This is a genomic window from Rhodobacteraceae bacterium IMCC1335, assembly GCA_039640495.1.
Classification (GTDB): domain Bacteria; phylum Pseudomonadota; class Alphaproteobacteria; order Rhodobacterales; family Rhodobacteraceae; genus Thalassovivens.
Genome location: CP046864.1, coordinates 98,608 through 121,514, shown reverse-complemented (window position 1 = coordinate 121,514; position 22,907 = coordinate 98,608). Strand labels below are relative to the sequence as shown.

Sequence of the window (22,907 nt, the reverse complement as noted above, 5' to 3'; positions counted from 1 at the left end):
TTCTTGGCTAAGCGCAGAATCGGATGCGGCGTCAAATGCCAGTATCAACCCCAACCAGATACAGTTTCCAAGGCCCCCGCAAACACCATAAACTTAATATAAAATTCCACTTGCCCAAAAGAATATTGTGTAATACCAATGGATATATTTTTAAACTTAAGGGGAATTTTATGTATAAATTAATAAGCACAAGTCTCGCAATCGCCGTAACGTCTGTTTCTATCGGATGGGCTGGAAATCTCGACTCAGAAGCGATGGAGGAAGAAACCGTAATGGTTGCAGAAGAACCAATGGCCACAGGATTTTTGGGCTCTAATAACGGTTTATGGGTGTTTGGCGCCTTTATCTTGGCGTTGGTGCTGGCCTCAGAAAATAGTGCATCCGGCAGCGGCACCTAATTAAATTCAAAAACCGGGCCGACACGGGCGGCTCGGCACAACGCAGCATCCGAATGTTGCCTTTTAGGTTATGTCAAATACAGCATACGGGCCTATAAGCGCGGCAAAAGCTTGGTAATGGATAAAGTTTCCGACATCTGCGCATTTGAATCACGCTTGTCACCGGAGCAATGTGCTTATATCCAGCATCTTAAAGGAGCGCTGATATGAGCATGAATACATTCGGCCATTTATTTCAGGTCACCACATGGGGGGAAAGCCATGGCCCCGCGATTGGCGCAACCATTGATGGCTGCCCTCCGGGCATTGTGCTTGATGAAACCATTATTCAGCCCTGGTTAGACAAACGCAAACCTGGCCAAAGTAAATTTACCACGCAGCGACGCGAATCAGATAACGTTGAAATCCTGTCCGGCGTGTTTGAGGGAAAATCAACGGGAACCCCGATTCAGTTGACCATCCGCAACACCGATCAACGTTCAAAAGATTATGGCGATATTGCCAATACGTTCCGCCCCGGCCATGCGGATATCACTTATTTTCAAAAATACGGCATTCGCGATTATCGCGGAGGCGGTCGCTCTTCTGCGCGCGAAACCGCGGCGCGCGTCGCAGCGGGGGCGGTGGCAAGGGCGGCGCTGGCTGAGTTAGCACCAGAGGTAAAAATCATCGGCTTCATGTGCCAAATGGGCCCGCATAAAATAGACCGTACGCATTTTGACTGGTCAGAAATTGATCAAAACCCCTTTTGGGTGCCCGATGCAAATGCCGCAAAAGACTGGGCGCAATATTTAGACGAGGTGCGCAAATCGCACAGCTCAGTTGGCGCGGTGATTGAAATCGTTGCACAAGGTCTTCCCGCTGGGCTTGGCGCACCTATTTACAGCAAGCTTGATGGTGATCTTGCGGCGGCAATGATGTCAATCAACGCGGTAAAAGGCGTTGAAATTGGGGAAGGCATGCAAGCCGCTGCGTTGAGAGGCGCGGAAAATGCCGATGAAATAACGCTTGGGCCGGATGGCTTACCCCAATATTCGAGCAACCATGCCGGTGGCATTCTTGGTGGAATTTCAACGGGTCAAGATGTGGTGCTGCGCTTCGCAGTCAAGCCGACATCCTCCATTTTAACAGCGCGCAAATCAATCACCAAAGACGGGCAAGAGATCGATGTGGTCACCAAAGGGCGGCATGATCCCTGCGTTGGCATTCGCGCTGTGCCTGTCGGCGAAGCCATGATGGCCTGCGTTCTTCTAGACCATTTGCTGTTGCATCGCGGGCAGGTTGGCGACCAGGGTGGTAAAATCGGCCCTGATGCGTAAAGATCAGCGCGCGGGCCTCTATTTGGTGTGATGTTGCTTTGATAGCTGAACCGCCAGAATGCCCAGCGCAATGATTACCACACCAACATAATCCAAAAGCCCTATCTTTTCGCCCAACAGTGCGGCGGCGATCAATACCCCGAAAAACGGATTCAAAAAATGAAAAGTTGCGGCTTTCACAGCGCCAACCCTGTCAACCAATTTAAACCAGATAAAAGTGGCCGCAAGGCCGGGAATAAGCGTGGTATAGGTAAACGCCCCCAGCAACCGCCAAGTTGGATTGATCTGTAATGGCTCCCAAATAAGGGCGATCACAGCCAAACTGACGCCGCCGACGATCATCTGCAACCCAACAATCATCATCACATTACCACCCGCAACTGCCCCGCGTACGGATAAGGTGGCAATAGTTAAAGCCATCGCGGCAATAAGGCACAAAACCAGACCTTGCAGCTCTACCCCTGCCTCGATGCGCAAGCCCATAATGACACTGACGCCCAAAACGCCAAACACCAGCCCAACGATCCCCAAAAATGGCAGAGTTTCCCGAAACACCAGCCAGCCAGCCAGCGCCACCATCAAAGGCATTGAAGATGCAATAATGGAAGCAACTGACGCTTCGATGGTTTGCATGGCTACAAAATTTAACCCAAGATAAATCGCATTTTGAAAAATACCGAAAATAATTGTCGCCCGCCATTGCGCCTGCGTTAAGCGCATGGTTTGGCCCAAAAACCGCGCGATCAAAATGCCCAATAAACCAGAAATTAAAAACCGAACCGACAAGGCGGCCAAAGGCGAAGCCTCTGCAACGATCATCCGCGCCGACGTAAAAGCCGAAGACCACATCAGCGCAAAAACCAACCCGAGCATCAAAGATCTTAGATCCATTTTAATCTCGCTATAAAACCAATCTCAGACGCCATTCAAACGGGCCAATAAAAAGGGCCGCTCAAAAGCGACCCTTTCTTAAAACAGTTCAACGGGGCTTAACCGTTTACGCTATCTTTCAGCGCTTTTGCAATTGTCATCTTAACAACTTTATCCGCTTCTTTTTTGAATTGCTCGCCCGTGGCTGGGTTACGCACCATACGCTCTGGACGCTCACGGCACATGATTTTGCCAATACCTGGCAACGTGACCGCACCACCACCAGAAACTTCGCGCGTGATCAGGTTACAGATCGCGTCCAAAGAGGCAGCCGCCGCCTTTTTATCTGAGCCCATATCTTCGGCCAGCGCAGCAATCAGTTGTGTTTTCGTCATTGGTTTCGACATTTTTTTCTCCTTCACTGCCCAACTGTTAGGGCCTCATGGAACGTTTCTAACTGAATGTTGTTTATAAACACAACAAATAGTGGGTGTTTTGGTCGAAAAAAGATACTTTTTTTCAATTTACACCCCTATAAAAACGCAGTTTCGTCAAAACTGCGCAATTTTCGGCTGTGCAAGCGCTCAAGCGGCATGTTTTGTAAGCTTTCCATCGCCTTTATTCCAATTTCCAAATGCCGTGAAACCTGCGTTTTATAAAAGTCAGATGCCATTCCCGGCAGCTTCAACTCGCCGTGCAAGGGCTTATCCGACACGCAGAGCAAAGTTCCGTAAGGCACCCGAAACCGATACCCGTTCGCCGCGATTGTGGCGCTTTCCATATCCAGTGCCACGGCCCGAGATTGACTTAAACGCTGAACCGGGCCAGATTGATCGCGCAGCTCCCAATTTCGATTATCAACTGTGGCCACGGTGCCGGTGCGCATAATTTTCTTAAGCTCATAGCCCTGCAGCTTTGTGACATCGGCCACCGCGGTTTCAAGCGCGATCTGAATTTCAGCTAAAGCTGGGATCGGAACCCAAGCCGGAAGATCTGCGTCTAAAACCTTATCATCACGCAAATAGGCATGCGCCAACACAAAATCGCCCAAGCTTTGCGAATTGCGCAAGCCAGCGCAATGCCCAACCATAATCCAGGCATGCGGGCGCAGCACCGCTATGTGATCGGTTGCTGTTTTCGCGTTTGAGGGGCCAACACCGATATTAACCAAAGTGATGCCGCTGCCGTCGGCGCGTTTTAAATGATAGCTTGGCATTTGTGGCAGTTTTGAAACCGGCTCAATCACTGCATCAGACTGCGTGATCTCAACATTCCCCGTGCTGACAAAACTGCTATAGCCGCTTTTCTCATCAGCCAAAGCGCGGCGCGCATAGGCTTCAAATTCTGCCACATAAAATTGATAATTTGTGAAAAGCACATAATTTTGAAAATGGCTTGGATCCGTTGCGGTATAATGCGCCAAGCGCGCCAAAGAATAATCAACGCGCTGCGCTGTGAATGGCGCCAAAGGCATCGGCTCTTGGGTCGAGCGCGCGCCATCGCCATTGACGATATCATCATTTGTTGTGGCCAAATCCGGAACATCAAACAGATCTCTCAGCAAAAAGGGCTGCGATTGGGCCTCAGCATTATTCGCCGAGATCTCATCGGAAAGCGCAAAATGCAACGGAATCGGCGTTTCAGACGGACCAACGAGGATGGGGGAATCATGGTTCTCAACCAATAATTCGATTTGCTGGCGCAGGTACCCGGCAAATAAATCTGGGCGGGTGATCGTGGTTGTGTGACTACCAGGGCTTGTTACATGGCCAAAACTTAACCGGCTATCGATGCTTCTGAAACTATCGACCTGCAAGCTAATCTGCGGGTAAAACGCTCGATAGCGATGCCCCGTGCTGCCCGAACGCCGCACATCATCAAACCGGCTTTGCAAAAATCCTATCGCGTCTTGATACAAAACATTTAAATAGGCCACGGCCTTATCCGGATCATAAAACGCTGTTTCAGGACGCGCATCAGGGGTGCATATTTTAGAACCTTCAATCATAAATAAACCTTAATTTTAAACCATAACAAACCATATTAATTTTAAAGTATATGTCAGACTTTAGAAACACTACCACAAAGACCGCGCTGTATTACGTAAACCGGCTCATCCATAGGCAGGAGGGTCAAAGCCTTTTAGAGGGGAAAGCTCAATGGATTACAACACGGTGTCAGCAGAGGAATTTGGTAAATCACTCACCGGCCTTGGAGTGAACATCATTGTGAAAAACCCTGAACAAACAGCCCAATTCTTAGATGCCGTTTTTGAATTATACCCAAGCCAGTTAAGCGCTGATTTTGCCCTCATACGCTATCAAGACGATATATTTCAGCTGCATAGCGATAAAAGCTTCGCAGCGCATCCAAGCTATCCGCATTTGCCCGAAAATCCGCCGCGCGGCGCTGGCATTGAAATTCGCCTCTATAACAGTGATCCGGATCAAGCCTGCGCAAAGGCGCAGGCCTATGGCTGCATGGTTTTACAGCCCGCAACCGATAAACCGCACGGATTGCGCGAAGCAACAATTCTTTGCCCCGATGGCTATATGTGGGTGCCGTCTCGCCCTTTGGCCTAAGCAGAGCAAAGCAACACCCAGCATAGGCTGCAAGCGCGGTCGATCAAAATCTTGATTCTCACCCATATCGGGTGGATGATGGGTCAAAATTTGGAGATTGATATGACAGTCGAACCCCTACTTAAAAATATGGACTTTTGGCAAGAACGGGTTGATCTGGCGGCCGCGTTTCGCTGGTGCGTCCAGCTTAATTATCACGAAGCGGTGGCAAATCATTTTTCTTTGGCGATCAATGAAGAGGGCAGCCAATTTTTAATGAACCCCAACCAAATGCATTTTTCACGTATCAAAGCCAGCGATCTGCTGCTGATCGACGCAAATGATCCCAACACACTTGAGGGCCCGAATGCGCCAGATCCAACCGCTTGGGGGCTTCATGGCGCCGTGCATCGTCATTGCCCGCACGCAAAATGCGCCATGCATGTGCATTCAGTTCACGCCACGGTCTTGGCCAGTTTACAAGACAGCCGCCTGCTTCCGATTGATCAAAACTCTGCGATGTTTTTCAACCGCTATGTGATTGATGATCATTATGGCGGGCTGGCCTTTGAAGAAGAGGGTACGCGTTGCGCAAGCTTGCTGAAAGATCCGAAACAAAAAGTGTTGATCATGGGCAATCACGGCATTCTGGTTTTGGGCAATAGCGTGGCGGACACGTTTAATCGTTTATATTATTTTGAACGGGCCGCAGAAACCTATATTCGCGCCTTGCAAACAGGCCAAAATCTACGCGTTTTACCCGATGAAATTGCCGAAAAAACAGCGCAAGAAGTTGAGGAATATCCCGAACAGGGAATACGACATTTCGACGAGCTAAAGCGCATTCTTCAGGATGAGGGCGCAAATTACGCAACATAGGGCGGCACGATTTCTTGCGATCCAAGCGCAGACCTTCTTATAAATCAAAAGCTGCGGGGCCACCGCACCGTCAAATTCGGGCCCTGACCTTTAAACTCTTGTTGCCCCTCGGCGCAAAGAAGCGCGGGGTCGCAACGGCGTTCAAACCCTCTTTGGCGGCGCAGATGCTTGCCAAGAAGCTGGGCGCATGACAGGATCAGCCCTGCAGAATTTGAGAAACACCCATGTCAGAACAAAACATATCAGCCTTTCCACAATCAAGCGCATCCCCTTCAGCAAGAAATCCAGGGATGGCGCTGGATCTTGATTGGGTGGGTGCTGCGCAAGCAAATACGTCCGCGATCGAACGCCGCGCCGCAAGCTTGGGCGCGCGGCGCACCGTCAAAAAAGACTATCAAGCCGCTTGGTTGCTTCGCGCAATCACCTGTATCGATCTGACCACCCTATCGGGTGATGACACGAAGGCGCGTGTCAAACGGCTTTGCGATAAGGCGCGCCGACCGCTCAGGGATGATCTTCTCAAAGCGCTGGATATCACGTCTTTGCAAACCGGCGCAATCTGCGTTTACCACGACATGGTGGAAACCGCTGTTACGGCCTTAAAGGGCAGCGGCATTCCCGTGGCGGCGGTCTCGACCGGCTTTCCTGCCGGATTGTCACCCTTAGAGCTGCGCATCGCTGAAATCAAAGCCAGCGTCGCGGCCGGTGCGCGCGAAATCGATATCGTGATTTCGCGCCGGCATGTGTTAACCCAAAACTGGCAGGCGCTATATGACGAAATGCAAGCCTTTCGCGCGGCCTGCGGCGAGGCCCATGTAAAAGCGATTTTAGCTACGGGCGAGCTTGGCAGCCTGCGCAACGTGGCGCGGGCGTCATTGATTTGCATGATGGGCGGCGCCGATTTCATCAAAACTTCAACAGGCAAAGAAAGCGTCAACGCTACCTTGCCCGTCTCATTGGTGATGGTGCGCGCTATTCGCGACTATCATGACCGCACCGGATATGCGGTCGGCTACAAACCCGCCGGTGGCATTTCAAAAGCCAAAGATGCCCTAGTCTATCTTAGCATGATCAAAGAAGAACTGGGTGATCAATGGCTGCGGGCGGATCTGTTCCGTTTTGGAGCCTCGTCGCTTTTGGGCGATATTGAACGGCAATTGGAACATCATGTCACCGGCGCCTATTCGGCAGGGCACCGGCATGCGTTGGCTTAAGCTTAAATTTGGACATCCCCTATGAGCGTAAAAGAAATATTTGAAACGATGGAATACGGCCCCGCCCTTGAAGCCACGCAGGAGGCAATGCAATGGCTGCAAAACCACGATCGCAGATTTGGGCATTTCATAAATGGCGCAAACTGCGAAGGTTCTGATCATTTTCAAAGCCGCAATCCCGCCACCGGCGAGGCTTTGGCAAAAATCGCCCAAGCCAGCGAGCAAGATGTGCATAACGCCGTGGCCAGTGCCCGCGCTGCACAAGCGGATTGGGGCGCGCAAAGCGGGCATCAACGCGCGCGTGTTTTATACGCCATCGCCCGGCTTGTTCAAAAGCACAGCCGGCTTTTTGCCACATTAGAAACGCTGGATAACGGCAAACCCATTCGTGAATCGCGCGATATTGATATCCCGCTTGTACACCGGCATTTTTATTATCACGCCGGCATGGCCCAGTTGATGGCCAGCGAACTTCCCAACCGGCAAGCGCTGGGCGTGTGCGGCCAGATCATCCCTTGGAATTTTCCACTTCTGATGCTGGCATGGAAAATTGCGCCGGCCTTGGCGATGGGCAATTGCGTGGTTTTGAAACCGGCTGAATACACATCACTCACAGCGCTTTTATTTGCCGAAATCTGCAGGCAGGCCGGCGTGCCAAATGGCGTTGTAAACATCATCACCGGCGATGGCACCGTGGGCGAGCATCTGGTGAACCACCCTGATATCGATAAAATTGCCTTTACCGGATCCACAGATGTGGGGCGCAAAATTCGCCAAGCCACCGCAGGCAGCGGCAAAAAGCTCACTCTTGAATTGGGGGGAAAATCCCCCTTCATCGTGTTTGATGATGCCGATCTTGACAGCGCGGTAGAAGGCTTGGTTGATGCAATTTGGTTCAATCAAGGGCAAGTATGCTGCGCAGGATCGCGGCTTTTGGTGCAAGAGGCGGTGGCGGATCGCTTGCATGATAAAATCCGCGCCCGGATGGCAAAACTGCGGCTGGGCAATCCACTGGATAAATCTGTCGATATGGGGCCGTTGGTTGATCCGGCGCAAGTTGCACGGGTAAACAGCTTGGTTGATGCAAACACAAACGGCACCTGCTTTCAGCCCAATATTGATCTGCCCAAACAGGGCTGCTTTTATCCCCCAACGCTGCTGACCGGGCTCAGCCCATCTGACCCGTTGATGCAGGAAGAAATTTTCGGGCCGGTGCTTGTTTCAACCAGTTTTCGCACGCCGCAAGAAGCCGTGCAGCTTGCCAATAACACCCGCTACGGGCTGGCCGCATCGATCTGGAGTGAAAACGTAAATCTTTGCCTTGGTTTGGCGCCAGCTTTAAAAGCCGGGGTCATTTGGGTAAATGGCACCAATATGTTCGATGCCGCGGCCGGCTTTGGCGGCATTCGCGAAAGCGGCTTTGGCCGCGAGGGTGGCTGGGAAGGCTTAACCGCTTATACCAAACCCAAAGCCCAGACCACCGCCAGATCCTTAAAACCTATTTTGGCAAAAACAGGCACGAAATCTGCGGCTTTCGGCCTTGATCGCACCGCCAAACTGTATATTGGCGGCAAACAAACGCGGCCCGATAGCGGATATTCTACGGCTGTGTTTGATGCCGCCGGAGATTTCATCAGCGATGTTCCAAGCGCCAATCGCAAAGATATCCGCAACGCCGTTGAAGCGGCACAGGCGGCGGAAAAATGGTCTGGATCAACCGGGCATTTACGCGCCCAAATTCTATATTTCATTGCCGAAAACCTCTCGGCCCGCGCCGCTGAATTTGCCGAAAAAATCAACCGCTATACGGGTGAAACAAATGGTACGGCAGAGGTTGAGGCCAGCCTAGAGCGCCTGTTCACCTATGCAGCCTGGGCGGATAAATATGACGGCGCGGTGCGCGATGTGCCCTTGCGCGGCGTGGCGCTGGCTCTGAACGAACCGGTTGGCGTGATCGGCGCTTTTTGCCCGGATGACACGCCACTGCTTGGGCTGGTCTCGCTGCTTGGACCGGCTTTGGCGATGGGCAATCGCGTTGTTTTGGTGGCCTCTGAGCCTTACCCCTTGATTGCCACCGAGTTTTATCAGGTTTTAGAAACCTCGGATGTCCCTGCGGGCGTTGTTAATCTGTTAACCGGCGCCCATTCAGAGCTGGTCACACCTCTGGCCAGTCATTTGAATATCGACGCCATATGGAGCTTTTCCTCCAGCGATTTATCTACGGAAATTGAAACGCAAAGCGCACTGGGTTTAAAACGCAGCTGGGTAAATTACGGACAGGATCGAGATTGGTTTTCAACAGACGGTGAAGGGAAAGGTTTTCTGGCAGAAGCCAGCCAATCAAAAACCGTTTGGATCCCCTTCGGCGAAGGATAGCCCGGGTTCTAGAAAGACCCTAACCGGCAAGCTCGGCCCATAAAGCCCGGCTTAGATAGGCATCGGCAACATGTCCCTGGTCGCGTTGATACCTCCAGAGCGCCGCTGCGGTGTTCGGACCCATAAGCCCATCTGCGCCAAACGTGTCATAGCCAAGCGCGCTAAGGGCGATTTGCACGCTGCGCTTTTCATTGCGGGTCAGCGCGGCCTCGCCAATAGGCCAAGGCTGAACAAGGCCAGACCCGCCCGCAATCGCATCACCCAGCGCGCAGACTGACAGCGCATAAGCCTGCGCAGGATTATAAGCCAATAAAGCGGCATAATTTTCCAAAACCAAAAATTTTGGGCCCCGTATACCGGCGGGCAGGATCAGCTTAGCAAGACCATTTTCGGGTAAATCTTGATAAGGTGTCAAACCTCTCATCGCCCAATCTGACAGGTTCAGAGCCGTGTCAGGGGCAGGTAAATCCAAGGCCGCTGCCGGTGCCAGAAAAACCTCTGCGCCCCAGATCTGCCCGGCGCGCCAGCCCTGCGCCTGCAAATACGCTGCCGTTGAAGCCAAAGCGTCAACCGGGCTGTCCGACCAAATATCGCTAAACCCATCGCCGTCAAAATCAACCGCATGCTGAAGATAAGAGCGCGGCATAAATTGCGTATGGCCCATAGCGCCGGCCCAGCTGCCCAAGAAACACTGCGCTGAGACGTCTCCGGCTTGTAAAATTTCCAGGGCGGCGATCAATTCCTGTTCAAAAAACGCCGCGCGGCGCCCCTCAAACGCGAGGCTGGCCAAAGCATTCAAAACCAAAAAGCCCCCGCGATTTGATCCATAAGCGGTTTCACAACCCCAAACGGCCAGTAAAATCTGCGCCGGCACGCCATAAACATGCGCAATTTCATTTAAAGAGGTTTGAAATTTTGTTAACAACTCTTGGCCCTGCGCAACCCGCTTGGATGAGCATGTTTTTTGAAGATAGGCCCAGATTGGCATTTCCGTTTCGGGCTGAAACCGGTCTTTTTCAATCACCTCGGGAAGAAATTGAAAACTGAGCACTGTTTTATGCAGAAAATCTGCATCAAACCGCCCCGCAACGCGCTCTGCAAACCCCGTTGCCCATGCCCGAAACCCCTGATCCATCACATCCTAACGCTTTCGTTTAACGCTCCGCTTTACCTTATCAGATTTTTTCCGCGCTTTGCCCAATTTGCGCTTTACCGGGCGCGCATTTTTACGCCCAGATTTGGGTAATGCATTGCCTTCGACGCTTAACAATTCAAACGCAACGCTGCCAGATTCGGTGATAACTTCGCTTAATCTTACCTCAACAACCTGCCCCAAACTGAGCAAAAGCCCCGTCTCAGAACCAAGCAAGCTATTGGTTTGTTTATCGTAATGAAAATACTCGCGGCCTAAAGTTCGGATAGGAATCAACCCCTCAGAGCCGCTTTCATCCAACCGCGCAAACACGCCAAATTTCGCAATACCGCTGATCCGGGCGGTAAATTCTGAGCCTTTGCGCTCATTCAAATAGGCGGCAAGATACCGATCCGTCGTATCACGCTCTGCCACCATTGAGCGCCGTTCTGTATCGGAAATTTTCTGCGCAGTCTCATCCAACAGGGCCTCTTCTTCTGCACTCAACCCATCCTTGCCCCATCCATGCGCCCGAATAAGTGCCCGATGCACGATTAAATCGGCATAGCGGCGAATGGGCGAGGTAAAATGCGCATAAGAGCGCAAAGCCAACCCAAAATGGCCGAAATTCTGTGGGCTATAATAGGCCTGCGTCATTGAACGCAACGTTGACATATTAATTAATTCAGCTTCATCCTTGCCCTCGGCTTGCCTAAGCAGCGCGTTTAAATGCCGCGTTTGCAACACTTGGCCTTTGGCCAAGCTAAGCCCGGCAGCCTGCGCTGTTTCGCGCAGCGCATCAAGCTTTTCGGGCGAAGGTTCTTCATGCACGCGAAACAATAGCGGCACCTGTTTGGCTTGCAGAGCCTCCGCAGCGGCCACATTCGCTAAGACCATAAATTCTTCAATCAAACGATGCGCATCCAACCGATCGCGAAAATTTACCGAGGCCACTTGCCCGTCTTCATCCAAGATGATTTTGCGTTCGGGCAAATCCAGCTCAAGAGGTTGGCGAAGTTCACGCGCCCGAACCAAGGCCGCGTAAGCCTCATATAATGGCTTAATAACAGGCTCTAACAAAGGCGTTGCGCGCTTGCTGATCGACACACCCTCATAGGCCGACTGCACTTCTTCATAGGTGAGTGATGCAGCAGATTTCATTAAACCACGGTGAAAACTTTGCCCGAGCTTCACGCCCGCTGCGCTAATTTGCATCCGCACCGCCAAACAGGCCCGCGGCACATCTTCGTGCAAACTGCACAAATCACCCGAGAGATGGTCAGGCAGCATCGGCACCACCCGGTCTGGAAAATAAGTGGAATTGCCACGTTTGCGGGCTTCACGATCCAAGTTTGAATTGGGCCGCACGTAATGCGCCACATCCGCGATCGCCACCCAAATGATATGCCCGCCCGGATTATCAGCCGCGTCATCCGCATGCGCATAACAAGCATCATCATGATCCCGCGCATCCGCCGGATCTATGGTGACCAAGGGCATATCGCGCAAATCTTCGCGGCCCTTTACCCCCGCCGCGCGTTGCGCTTCAGCCTCATGTACCACCTCTTCAGGGAAATGATCAGGGATATCATGTTGGTGAATTGCAATCAGGGAAACCGCTTTTGGCGCAGAGGGATCCCCCAAACGCGACATCACCCTTGCGCGCGGCAATCCCATGCGCGATTTTGGGCCCGCTTGCTCTGCCTCAACCAATTCACCATCTTTTGCACCGAAGGCATCATTGGGCCCAACCTGCCATTCTCTGCCCGACCGCTCAACGGGCACGATGCGACCCCCTTCCGCAGATTGCCTGAAAACCCCCAAAATCTGGCTTGGATTGGCGGCGATTCGGCGGATCAAGCGACCTTCATATTGGTAGCCTTCTCCCGCAATTTCGGTGAGTCGCGCCAAAATGCGATCGCCCGCGCCCAAGGCAGGGTCAGAAGATTTCATAACCAATAAAATGGCAGGTTCTATACCATCACCTTGCCATTCCAGCGCTTTGGCAAACAAATCACCCATGCTGGTGGCCGGCAAAACCTGCACCACGCTGACAGGGGGCAGCTTCTCCGGATCGCGATAGGTTTTCTTGCGCTTTTGCAGATGCCCCTCAGCCTCCAAGCTGCGTAAAAGCTTTTTTAAATCAATCCGCGCTGCGCCTTTTATGCCAAATGCTTTGGCAATATCGCGCTTTGCAGTTTGCGTCGGATTGGCCGCAATCCAATCTAGAATTTGGCGTTTGCTAGGAATGTCATTCATTCGGCCCGCCTATCACGCTTTTTAAGCGCCGTCATGGCGGTTTTTAAACCCCGCGCTGAAACCACGGTTAAAAGCCTGATTTATAAGGTCAGGACCATATCGCGATGTAAGATACCAGCATCCATATAATCAGCACCATAAGCTTGAAAGCCAAGGCTTTCATACAGCCCCAAAGCAGAGATCTGCGCGCCCAATTTGGCCGTAGTTACCCGCTCATCTGCCTTTAAATGACGGAGGCATGCCCCCATCAAGGCTTTCGCATGACCACGACCGCGATAAGGTGCCAGCACGCAGACGCGGCCAATTTTTCCAATCTCATCCAAGATCAAAATCCGCGCTGTCCCAACCGGCACCGTATTATCCCTAACAAGAAAATGCAGCGCTTTAGAATCGTGTCCATCCACTTCATCTTCGACAGAAACGCCTTGTTCTTCAATAAAAACTGCGCGACGAATTTCCAAACATTGGATCAAATCATCGCTGCGCCCCACCCACCGGCTCATTCGAAATAGGCCTGCAGAATGCGCCGATAAATCGCTTTCAACTGGTGTATTTGTTCCACTGGAACGCATTCATCCACACCATGCATACCCTTTCCCACCAAACCAAATTCCGTTACCGGGCAAATATCTTTCACAAAACGCGCATCGGATGTACCACCCGTGGTAGAAAGCGCGGGGCGGCATCCCAATTCGGCTTCGGCCGCGTCACCAATAAGCCGTGACAAAAGCCCTGGCGGGGTGAGAAAACTTTCACCAGAAACTTTTACATCGACTTCAAATTCAACTTCGCTATTCGTGCTTTGCTGCAGGGCTTGTTTTTCCAACCAAGCGATCAGATCCTGCGAGCTATGCATATCATTAAAGCGGATGTTCACCGTGGCCTTGGCGGTAGCAGGAATAACATTGGTGGCAGTGTTGCCCGTATCAATCGTGGTAATCGCCAAAGTCGAAGCATCAAAATGCGCAGTTCCCTGATCGAGCGGGTGCGTAGCCAACCGGTCCAACAACGCCACAAGCGCGGTTAACGGGTTTTTCGCGCGATGCGGATAAGCAGAATGCCCTTGTACACCTTTTGCCGTTACAAACGCGGTTAAAGAGCCGCGGCGGCCGATTTTCATCATTTCACCCATATGGTTGGGGCTAGTAGGTTCACCCACAAGACAATGATCTATGCTTTCGCCCGCCTCGCGCATCCAATCCAAAATTGCCGTGGTTCCATGATGGGCATCGCCCTCTTCATCGCCTGTGATCATCAGAACCACAGATCCATCAGGGGGTGTTTCGTTTACAAACTCAATCGCAGCGGCGGCAAAAGCCGCCACGCCTGATTTCATATCAACCGCGCCGCGCCCATAAAGCACGCCCTCTTTTATATCGCCGCCAAACGGATCACTTTGCCATTGCGAAAGATCGCCAACCGGCACAACATCCGTATGACCGTTAAAAGCGAAGCTTTTTCCATTTTTACCAACGCCCCAGCGGGCAAATAAATTGTCGATGCCACCACGCTTGATCCGCGTACAGGCAAACCCATGCCCGGCCAATAAAGTTTCAAGCAAAGATAAAGCCCCAGCTTCAGCTGGCGTAACCGAAGGGCAACGGATCAGATCTGCACTCAGCGCAACGGGGTCAATACCAGTCATTAGGTTTCCTTACAGTGGCAAAAGGCCAGAAACGGTTTCTGCCAATTTTTGCGGATCACTGATAATTGCATCTGCGCCGGCCTCTTGCAATTCCGCAAGGCCTCCGTAACCATAAGATACCCCCAGCGCTTTTATCCCATTGGCCTGGGCACCCTGAATATCATAGACTCGGTCGCCCACCATAATCGCCCGCTCACCCTCGGCGCCAACAACGGCCAACCCATGGGCTAAAAGGGCCGGTTTATCTGAATTTCTGCCATCAAGTTCAGAGCCAAATTCAAAGCTCATGAAATTTGAAATACCAAAATAAGCGGTGATTTTGCGCGCATAACTATGCGGCTTCGACGTGGCAAGGCATAATGTATAGCCCGCCTCTTTCAACTTTGCCAATTGGTCTAAAATACCATCGTACAGTTTATTTTCTTTCCAGCCCATTTCGATATAGCGCTCGCGGTAAAACCCAACCGCTCGGTCCAGATCCTCGTTTTGAACCCCAAGCTGGGCAAAACTTGGCCAGAGCGGCGGGCCTACGATCCAACGATTATCACCGCTTAAACCGGGCAGGCTAAGCTTGCGCAAAGCATAATCTACCGAATTCAAAATGCCTTCCCCGGCATCGGTTAAGGTTCCATCAAGATCAAGAAATACTATGGTCATTATCCATCCGCCTGCTCTTCATAAAGCGCGTTCATCTGCGCAACGATGACAGAATTTTCATCTAATGCACGTTGCATCAAGACATCTTCTTCTGAGTCAATTTCATGCCCTTGCGCGATCCGCTCTTCGCGCGTTCCATAACCGGTCACATCTAAAGGAGAAAGCGCCGCCTGTTTCAAAATCGCCACGGTTTCGCGCACGGCTTCCGCCTCATCCACGCCGCTGGCATAACAGAGCAAAGCCGCGCCGGTTGCGCTTTTTGGCAAATCATCCTCAGGGCTGCGGCCAACTTGCACCAACAACGTATAAACTTTCTGACGATTTGATTTTTTAGACGTGTCGCTCATCACTCTGCCTCATTGCAAGCGCTTCTAAAGATTAGACGAAAAAAATGCAAATCTAGCGCATGGGCTTTTTATTTTTATCAAAATGAAGAGAGTATAAATATTGTTCAAGCATTTTACAAAACCGAAATGACAGATTTCAAAACGCCAAAATAAGCGCAAGATAGACACGTTATACATCGAAGCAAATCAAAAAGCCCGCGCATTTGTCGGGCTTTTTATTCGCGATTCGAATGCCTTAAAATATCAGTCGCGCAATAAATCGTTAATTGCAGTTTTGCTGCGCGTTTGAGCATCAACGCGTTTCACGATAACCGCACAATACAGGCTAACGCCATTTTTAGACGGCATCGACCCTGACACCACAACCGAATAGGGCGGCACTTCACCATAACTCACCTCGCCCGTTTCACGATCAACAATTTTGGTGGATTTACCAATATAAACCCCCATACCCAAAACAGACCCTTCGCGTACAATGCAACCTTCCACCACTTCTGAGCGCGCGCCGATAAAACAATTGTCTTCAATGATTGTTGGGCCGGCTTGCATCGGCTCTAACACGCCGCCAATTCCAACGCCGCCCGATAAATGCACATTCTTACCTATTTGCGCGCAAGAGCCCACAGTAGCCCATGTATCTACCATCGTGCCAGTATCCACATAGGCCCCCAAATTAACAAAAGAGGGCATCAACACCACCCCTGGCGCAATAAAAGCGGATTTACGAACAATGCAATTTGGAACCGCGCGAAACCCGGCTTCTTGCCATTGGTCATCACCCCAGCCTTTGAATTTACTATCGACCTTATCCCACCAGCCACCGCCTTGGGGGCCGCCCTCTTGAATCGCCATATCTTGAATCCGAAACCCCAGCAGAACGGCTTTTTTAGCCCATTGATTCACATGCCAATCGCCGCTTGCCTGCTTTTCAGCAACGCGAAGCGTGCCCCCATCAAGCGCGTTCAGCGTCTCTTCAATCGCCTCGCGCATTTCGCCCGTTGTTGCGGGTGATAATGTATCGCGCGCCTCCCATGCGGCTTCGATGGCTTGTTCAAGCTGACTGTTGGACATGATCGCTTCTCCTATATAAATTTTCTGCTCTATATCTTTCCTACCTCTATCGCACAAGATGGCGGATAAAAGAGCAACCCATAGCGGATTGAACGAATAACACCAGTGCAAACACCTGTCGATTTATGTGCGGTTCCAAATAAAAAAGCCCAGCCATATGGCCGGGCTTTTCATAGTATATAAAGGCTTTTAATTTGCCGCTTTTACCGCGCGACCCGTAAGCACTTTCACCAAATTTGCGCGATAAGCTTTGCTGCCATGCAAATCTTCAATCATGTCTTGCGCAGAGACAGTGAGATTTGCCAGCGCATCAGCTGAAAAATTAGAGTCCAAAGCCGCTTCAGCTTCGCTCCAACGAAACACGCCATCTTCAGACGCACCCGTTACCGCCACGCGCACACCATCGGCATATTTGGCCACAAAAACGCCCACCAATGCAAAACGAGACGCCGGTTGCTCAAACTTTTGATAGTTCGACACTTGCGGCACCGGAAAGCGCACTGCGGTCACGATTTCACCTTCGCCCAGCGCTGTACTGAACATACCCTGAAAGTAATCATCCGCCGCAATCTCGCGCGAATCTGTGACAATCGTGGCATTTGACGCCAAAGCCGCCGCCGGATAGCAGGCTGCAGGGTCGTTATTGGCCAAAGATCCGCCAATCGTGCCGCGGTTGCGCACGGCAGGATCACCGATATGCGCCGCAAGCTTTGCCAATCCGGGATAAGACTGGGCTTTCGTTGCAACCGTGGCATGCGTGGTTGCAGCCCCGATATGAACCATGCCATCAGCCTCGGTTACGCCTTGCATTTCGGCAATCCCCGTCAGACTGACCAGCTTTTCAGGATTGGCCAATCGCTGTTTCATCGTTGGCAAAAGCGTTTGGCCCCCGCTCAGCGGCGTTGCCTCTTCATCCGCCAAAGCGTTGACGGCTTCTGAGATTGAGGATGGTTTCACAAATTCAAAATTATACATTTCTAATCCTCCTATTGCGCGTTGATCGCGGCCCAAACACGGGCTGGCGAGACAGGCATATCAATATGCGTTACATGGGTATGGCCAGCAGAATGCAAGGCATTGATAACCGCATTCACAATCGTTGGTGGGGATCCAATCGCCCCCGCTTCACCGCAGCCCTTCACCCCCAATGGATTATGAGTGCAGGGCGTGTTGCAAGAATGATCCACCGTGTAAAATGGCAGATCAGAAGCGCGCGGCATCGCATAATCCATGTAAGACGCGCTTAACAACTGGCCATTATCATCATAAGAGCAATTTTCCAAAAGCGCTTGGCCTATCCCTTGTCCAATGCCCCCATGTACCTGACCGGTTACGATCATCGGGTTAACCACATTGCCAAAATCATCCACTGCGGTAAAGTTTTCCACGGTCACTTTGCCCGTTTCAGGATCAACCTCAACCTCGCAAGCATACGCACCCGCTGGGTACGTAAAGTTCCCTGGATCATAAAACGCAGTTTCTTCCAAACCCGGCTCGAGATCTTCAACCGGATAATTTTGAGGGACATAGGCTTTAAAGGCCACTTCGCCGAAGGAAACCGATTTATCGGTTCCCGCAACACTGAATTGACCATCCTTGAATTCAATATCTGCCTCTGCTGTTTCCAGCATATGCGCAGCGATTTTGGTGGCTTTATTGATGATCTTCTCGGTTGCGCGCACCACAGCTGGACCACAAACCGCAATACTGCGCGACCCATAGGAGCCCATACCAAACGGTATTTTCGCCGTATCTCCATGTACGATATCGATCGAAGATTGATCAATACCCAGCATTTCCGAAACCACTTGCGCAAAGGCTGTTTCATGGCCTTGCCCAGTGCTTTGGGCGCCAACCATCACCGAAAGATTGCCCGTTGCATTCACCCGCACGGTCGCCGCATCATAATAACCCACACGGCTGCCCAAGACCCCAGTCAGGTTTGAAGGCGCAAGCCCGCACGCTTCAATATACGTATTGATCCCTAAGCCGCGCAATTTGCCATCCGCTTCTGATAATCTGCGCCGGGCCTCAAAGCCTTTGAAATCTGCCAGCTCGTTCAGCTTATCAACCAGCGCATCGTAATTGCCCGTGTCATATTCCAATCCAGCGGCGCTGACATAAGGGAACTGTTCAGGTTTGATAAAGTTTTTACGACGCATCTCCATCGCATCAAGCCCTAATTCATGCGCGCATTTGTCGATCACCCGCTCGAGTGAAAACGTAGCTTCAGGACGGCCTGCGCCCCGATACGCATCCACTGGAGCCGTATTTGTAAACACAGTTTTTACGTTCACATAGACATGTGGCACCGTGTAATTGCCCGCCATCAACGTGCCGTGCAAAAAGGTTGGCGTGGCGGTTGAGAAGTTTGACAGATAAGCCCCAACATTGGCCATCGTATCCGTGCGAAACGCGATAAATGTTCCGTCTTTTTCGCAGGCCAACTCAATTTTGGTGACATGATCGCGGCCATGCGCATCAGTCAAAAAGCTTTCCGAGCGCGTGGCTGTCCATTTCACTGGGCGGCATAGCTTCTTTGACGCAGCAAGAACCAGGGCTTCTTCGCCATAATGGTAGATTTTTGATCCAAAACCACCGCCAACATCGGGCGAAACCACGCGCAATTTATTTTCCGCAATGCCCATCACAAAGGCGCTGATCAACAGCCGGGTCAAATGCGGATTTTGCGAGGTTGTGTAAAGCGTATATTCTCCGGTGCCCGGATCATAATCCGCAGTTGACGCGCGGGTTTCAATCGCGTTTGGCACAAGGCGGTTATTGATCAATTCTAGCGTGGTGACATGGGGCGCATTTTTGATCGCCGCATCCGTTGCTGCACGATTATCTTCTATCCAACCCCAATCAAAACATTGGTTGGTTTCGATCTCATCATGCACAAAGGGACCACCCGCCAACGCTGCCGACATGTCCACAACCGCTGGAAGCTCTTCAATCTCTGCCACAATCGCATCGGCAGCATCGCAGGCCTGTTCAACGGTTTCTGCAATCACCGCAGCATAGGCATCCCCCACATGGCGCACCTTGCCATGCGCCAAAACCGGGCGCTTGGGCTCTTTCATAGGTTCGCCGTCGCGGCTGGTAATCGCCCATCCTGCAGGGTTCCCACCCACTTCAGCAAAATCTTCACCCGTAAAAATCGCCAGAACCCCTGGCATAGCTGCGGCTGCGGTTGTATCGATCGATTTGATCCTGCCATGCGCAACATCGCTGCGCAAAAACACAGCATGCGTTTGATTAACCAGGTTAATATCTGATGTGTAGCGGCCTTTACCCGTTAAAAACCGCTGATCTTCGACCCGTTTGGTGCTTGCACCAATGCCTGAATCCTTTGGCATGTTAATTCCTCCCCCTGTGGTGGTATGACCACCCAGCTTTTCTAATTATACTTATTCCGCTGCGATCGAAGACACATCTTGACCAGACGCTGCCATGATCGATTTAACGATGTTATGATATCCCGTGCAGCGGCAAATATTGCCGTCTAAGTGATGACGAATTTCTGCAACCGTTGGCTTTTTATTATGTTTAAGCAATTCCGTTGCCGCCATCACCATGCCAGGCGTACAAAACCCGCATTGCAACCCATGATGATCTTGAAACGCCTGTTGGATGACATTTAACGAACCATCCTCATTGGCTTGGCCTTCAATCGTGGCCACATAAGCGCCATCTGCTTCCGCAGCCAATATGCTGCAAGATTTCACCGACATACCGTTTACATGCACCGTACACGCGCCGCATTGGCTGGTGTCGCAGCCGATATGCGTTCCCGTCATCTTCAAATCATTTCGAAGAAAATCCACAAGAAGCGTGCGGCCTTCTACCTCGCCCGAAACCGCTTCTCCGTTTACCGTCATTGAAATTTTCATAAATTCCTCCCAGTTGGTCTTCTGTTCTTATTGGTTTTTGCCAATTTATAATTTTTAATCTGCATTTATTCGGCAGATTTTAGTGATAGATTAACGTCTTAACTTCAATTTCCCCCTAGATATTTTGACGCAGGTCCAAAATACATAATCTTGGGGCTGCTCGCGCAGTCGCAGGAGTCAACCCAACGCGTACTTCGCAATGATGAATTTGAACCCAACCGCAGAGTCGGATTTCAAAAATCAGTCAGGTTGATTAAAAAAGGATAAGGCTTTTTTTTCACCAGTCAAATGACAAGATGAAAAACCAGTGCTTTACTCGCCATTCAAATGTAACAAAACCTATATGAAACTAGCGTCTTTTTTTAAGATAAACATAATATGCCCCCTCGCCACCATGCGATATATGGGCTTGATCTACCTGCAAAATTGCGTGTCTGAGCGAAGGGGCATGCAGCCATTGAGGCACTTGCCGACGCAGAACCCCACGCTCGCGCGATGCAGAAGGATGCGGGCCGCCGCCCTCGCCTTTTCCCGTGATCACCAAAACCAACCGACGCCCCGCGCGTTGTGCAGATAAAATAAATTGCGTTAAGGCGGGGTGGGCCTGATTCAACGTCATCCCATGTAAGTCGATCCGCGCCTCGGGTGCTAATTTTCCCCGCCGCATTTTAAAGAAAGACTTCTGATCCATTTGCAATATTGGTTTGGATGCTGGCGCTTTTGAACCGGTGCGGCTCATCGCAAGGCTTTGGCCAAGCGCCGTTTGTGATTTTGAACCGATTTCAAAAATCTTCAAATCAAATAGGCCTAAGCTGGAGGTTGGTTTTGGTTTTGAAGAAACCAATCTTGGTTTTTTTGTCTCTGATAGTTTCGCCGCTTTGGGCGGTCGAAGAGGCTGCATGGTCTTGGCAACTTGGTCCCAAAGCGCCGCTTCTTCTTTGTTTAATCGCCGCTTTTTCATCCGCCCTCTTCACCCACCTCATCAATCTTGAAGTTATAAAAGGCTTTTAAAATAAAATTTATTCGCCTGTCGCGACCAAAAACCAAACCGGATCTTGGCTTGTAAGATCTTTTGAGAATGTCCAAACATCCTTTTGCCGTTTGGATTTCTTTTCATCACCTTCAATAATCTCGCCATCGCTGTTTTTCACAACCGAAATTAATTCGGAAATAAAAGACACGGTTATTTCGGCCATATCCGTTGCTTTATCGAATATAACATCGTTGATTTTCATCTCACGTATGCCCAAAAACTCGGCTTCAATCTGCAACCCTTGTGAACTGCGTTGCGCGATCACTTCATCAAACGTATTGGCCACTTCATCCGACAAGAACGAGCGCACCGCACTCAAATCGCCGCGCTCAAACCCCATTAAAATCATTTCATACGCAGCGCGCGAACCTGACAAAAATTCAGAGACCAAAAACCCCGAATCAACCGCCTTTATCGAAGTGAACGTTTGCGCAAGCTCGGATCCGGCGGGCACATGATCCGTAATATCTGCATCTGGACCACCTTCAATCACTTTCAAATCAGGGCTGCGCAAAGTGGCGGGCGATTGCGCTTTAGGCTTTTCAAAGCCTTCACGTGTTCCCAAAACTTTTTTTAAGCGCATGATTAAGAAAATGGCTATACCAGCCAAGACTAAGATTTCGATCGCAATCGCATTCATAAGAAGCTCATTCCCAAAGGTGGTAAAAACAAAAGTTAGTTCTTATTTAGGTGAGGTGGGCTCACAAGTCCACAACTTGGCAGATATTTAGGAGCGCTTTGTAATGTGGCTATTCGTCCTTTTCGTAACCGTACCCATTATTGAAATTGCCCTGTTCATACAGATCGGCGGTGAGATCGGCTTACTGTCAACATTGGGTATTGTGATTGCAACTGCATTTCTGGGCACTTATTTGGTGCGCAAACAAGGTCTCAGCGCTTTATCACAGCTCAAAAACAACGTTGAAACTCTCGAAAACCCAATCGCGCCTTTGGCGCATGGCGTTATGATTCTTTTGGCGGGTGCTTTGCTGTTAACGCCGGGCTTCTTCACCGACGCATTTGGCTTTTCACTTTTGGTACCAAATATCCGCATTTGGCTGTTTGAGCGCGTTAAACAACGCATCCTAAATTCGCAAAATGGGTTTTCATTCACCTATGCAAACACTATGGACGCGAACCGCAGCTCTCAAAATGGCGAAGGCCATGCGTCAGACACCACGATCGAAGGCGTTTACGAAGAGCTTTCCCCTAAAAAGGATCCATAACCCAGCAACAACGCAATGCACCATTGA

22 protein-coding genes are annotated in these 22,907 nt (G+C 50.9%); 7 read left to right on the top strand and 15 right to left on the bottom strand.

Annotated elements, in window-relative coordinates:
- Nucleotides 1-170 precede the first annotated feature (170 nt).
- A complete protein-coding gene (locus tag GN241_00585; protein XAT55986.1) occupies nt 171-398 on the top strand; it encodes a hypothetical protein in 228 nt (75 codons plus the stop codon).
- A gap of 206 nt (nt 399-604) precedes the next feature.
- Nucleotides 605-1,717, top strand: a complete 1,113-nt coding sequence (gene aroC / locus GN241_00580; protein XAT55985.1) for a chorismate synthase — start codon at nt 605-607, stop codon at nt 1,715-1,717.
- An 18-nt stretch (nt 1,718-1,735) separates the two neighbouring features.
- On the opposite strand, the gene GN241_00575 is transcribed toward aroC, so the two are convergent.
- The 3 genes from GN241_00575 to GN241_00565 form a co-directional block, all read right to left on the bottom strand.
- A complete protein-coding gene (locus tag GN241_00575; GenBank protein XAT55984.1) occupies nt 1,736-2,608 on the bottom strand; it encodes an EamA family transporter in 873 nt (290 codons plus the stop codon).
- A 98-nt stretch (nt 2,609-2,706) separates the two neighbouring features.
- Entirely contained in the window at nt 2,707-2,994 is a 288-nt protein-coding gene (locus GN241_00570; protein ID XAT55983.1) for an HU family DNA-binding protein, read from the bottom strand.
- Between the two features lie 125 nt (nt 2,995-3,119).
- Nucleotides 3,120-4,595 carry an AMP nucleosidase gene (locus GN241_00565; protein ID XAT55982.1) on the bottom strand — a complete coding sequence of 492 codons (1,476 nt, stop codon included), beginning with the start codon at nt 4,593-4,595 and terminating at the stop codon, nt 3,120-3,122.
- Between the two features lie 151 nt (nt 4,596-4,746).
- Here GN241_00565 and GN241_00560 point away from each other — a divergent pair, with 151 nt between their 5' ends.
- The 4 genes from GN241_00560 to GN241_00545 all read left to right on the top strand — a co-directional run bounded on the left by GN241_00560 (nt 4,747) and on the right by GN241_00545 (nt 9,617).
- Nucleotides 4,747-5,169: a glyoxalase gene (locus GN241_00560; GenBank protein ID XAT55981.1), complete on the top strand. Its 423-nt coding sequence runs from the start codon at nt 4,747-4,749 to the stop codon at nt 5,167-5,169.
- A 102-nt stretch (nt 5,170-5,271) separates the two neighbouring features.
- Entirely contained in the window at nt 5,272-6,027 is a 756-nt protein-coding gene (locus GN241_00555; GenBank protein XAT55980.1) for a hypothetical protein, read from the top strand.
- Between the two features lie 224 nt (nt 6,028-6,251).
- Nucleotides 6,252-7,241 carry a deoxyribose-phosphate aldolase gene (deoC, locus tag GN241_00550; protein XAT55979.1) on the top strand — a complete coding sequence of 330 codons (990 nt, stop codon included), beginning with the start codon at nt 6,252-6,254 and terminating at the stop codon, nt 7,239-7,241.
- Between the two features lie 21 nt (nt 7,242-7,262).
- Nucleotides 7,263-9,617, top strand: coding sequence for an aldehyde dehydrogenase family protein (locus GN241_00545; protein ID XAT55978.1), 2,355 nt, complete (start codon nt 7,263-7,265; stop codon nt 9,615-9,617).
- 19 nt (nt 9,618-9,636) lie between these two features.
- On the opposite strand, the gene GN241_00540 is transcribed toward GN241_00545, so the two are convergent.
- The 12 genes from GN241_00540 to GN241_00485 form a co-directional block, all read right to left on the bottom strand.
- Nucleotides 9,637-10,752, bottom strand: coding sequence for a lytic murein transglycosylase (locus GN241_00540; GenBank protein XAT55977.1), 1,116 nt, complete (start codon nt 10,750-10,752; stop codon nt 9,637-9,639).
- A 6-nt stretch (nt 10,753-10,758) separates the two neighbouring features.
- Nucleotides 10,759-13,008 (bottom strand): ribonuclease R, encoded by a 2,250-nt coding sequence (gene rnr / locus GN241_00535; GenBank protein XAT55976.1) that lies wholly within the window; start codon nt 13,006-13,008, stop codon nt 10,759-10,761.
- A gap of 80 nt (nt 13,009-13,088) precedes the next feature.
- Complete coding sequence (locus tag GN241_00530; GenBank protein XAT55975.1) at nt 13,089-13,511, bottom strand: GNAT family N-acetyltransferase; 423 nt, start codon at nt 13,509-13,511, stop codon at nt 13,089-13,091.
- Entirely contained in the window at nt 13,508-14,653 is a 1,146-nt protein-coding gene (gene dapE, locus GN241_00525) for a succinyl-diaminopimelate desuccinylase (GenBank protein ID XAT55974.1), read from the bottom strand. Before dapE ends, GN241_00530 begins: the two co-directional genes overlap by 4 nt.
- 9 nt (nt 14,654-14,662) lie before the next feature.
- On the bottom strand, nt 14,663-15,310 hold the full coding sequence (locus tag GN241_00520) for an HAD hydrolase-like protein (GenBank protein XAT55973.1): 648 nt from the start codon (nt 15,308-15,310) through the stop codon (nt 14,663-14,665).
- On the bottom strand, nt 15,310-15,657 hold the full coding sequence (locus GN241_00515; GenBank protein ID XAT55972.1) for a hypothetical protein: 348 nt from the start codon (nt 15,655-15,657) through the stop codon (nt 15,310-15,312). The genes GN241_00520 and GN241_00515 overlap by 1 nt, the downstream gene beginning before the upstream one ends.
- A 243-nt stretch (nt 15,658-15,900) precedes the next feature.
- On the bottom strand, nt 15,901-16,728 hold the full coding sequence (gene dapD, locus GN241_00510; GenBank protein XAT55971.1) for a 2,3,4,5-tetrahydropyridine-2,6-dicarboxylate N-succinyltransferase: 828 nt from the start codon (nt 16,726-16,728) through the stop codon (nt 15,901-15,903).
- A 189-nt stretch (nt 16,729-16,917) separates the two neighbouring features.
- Nucleotides 16,918-17,703: a carbon monoxide dehydrogenase gene (locus GN241_00505; GenBank protein ID XAT55970.1), complete on the bottom strand. Its 786-nt coding sequence runs from the start codon at nt 17,701-17,703 to the stop codon at nt 16,918-16,920.
- A gap of 11 nt (nt 17,704-17,714) precedes the next feature.
- Nucleotides 17,715-20,087, bottom strand: a complete 2,373-nt coding sequence (locus GN241_00500) for a molybdopterin-dependent oxidoreductase (protein XAT55969.1) — start codon at nt 20,085-20,087, stop codon at nt 17,715-17,717.
- Nucleotides 20,088-20,138: 51 nt separating this feature from the next.
- Nucleotides 20,139-20,621: a 2Fe-2S iron-sulfur cluster binding domain-containing protein gene (locus GN241_00495; protein ID XAT55968.1), complete on the bottom strand. Its 483-nt coding sequence runs from the start codon at nt 20,619-20,621 to the stop codon at nt 20,139-20,141.
- 349 nt (nt 20,622-20,970) lie between these two features.
- A complete protein-coding gene (locus tag GN241_00490) occupies nt 20,971-21,582 on the bottom strand; it encodes a DNA mismatch repair protein MutS (GenBank protein XAT55967.1) in 612 nt (203 codons plus the stop codon).
- Nucleotides 21,583-21,640: 58 nt separating this feature from the next.
- Nucleotides 21,641-22,294 (bottom strand): Tim44/TimA family putative adaptor protein, encoded by a 654-nt coding sequence (locus GN241_00485; GenBank protein XAT55966.1) that lies wholly within the window; start codon nt 22,292-22,294, stop codon nt 21,641-21,643.
- 103 nt (nt 22,295-22,397) lie between these two features.
- Between GN241_00485 and GN241_00480 the strand changes: the two genes are divergently transcribed.
- Nucleotides 22,398-22,880: an FxsA family protein gene (locus tag GN241_00480; GenBank protein ID XAT55965.1), complete on the top strand. Its 483-nt coding sequence runs from the start codon at nt 22,398-22,400 to the stop codon at nt 22,878-22,880.
- Nucleotides 22,881-22,907 lie beyond the last annotated feature (27 nt).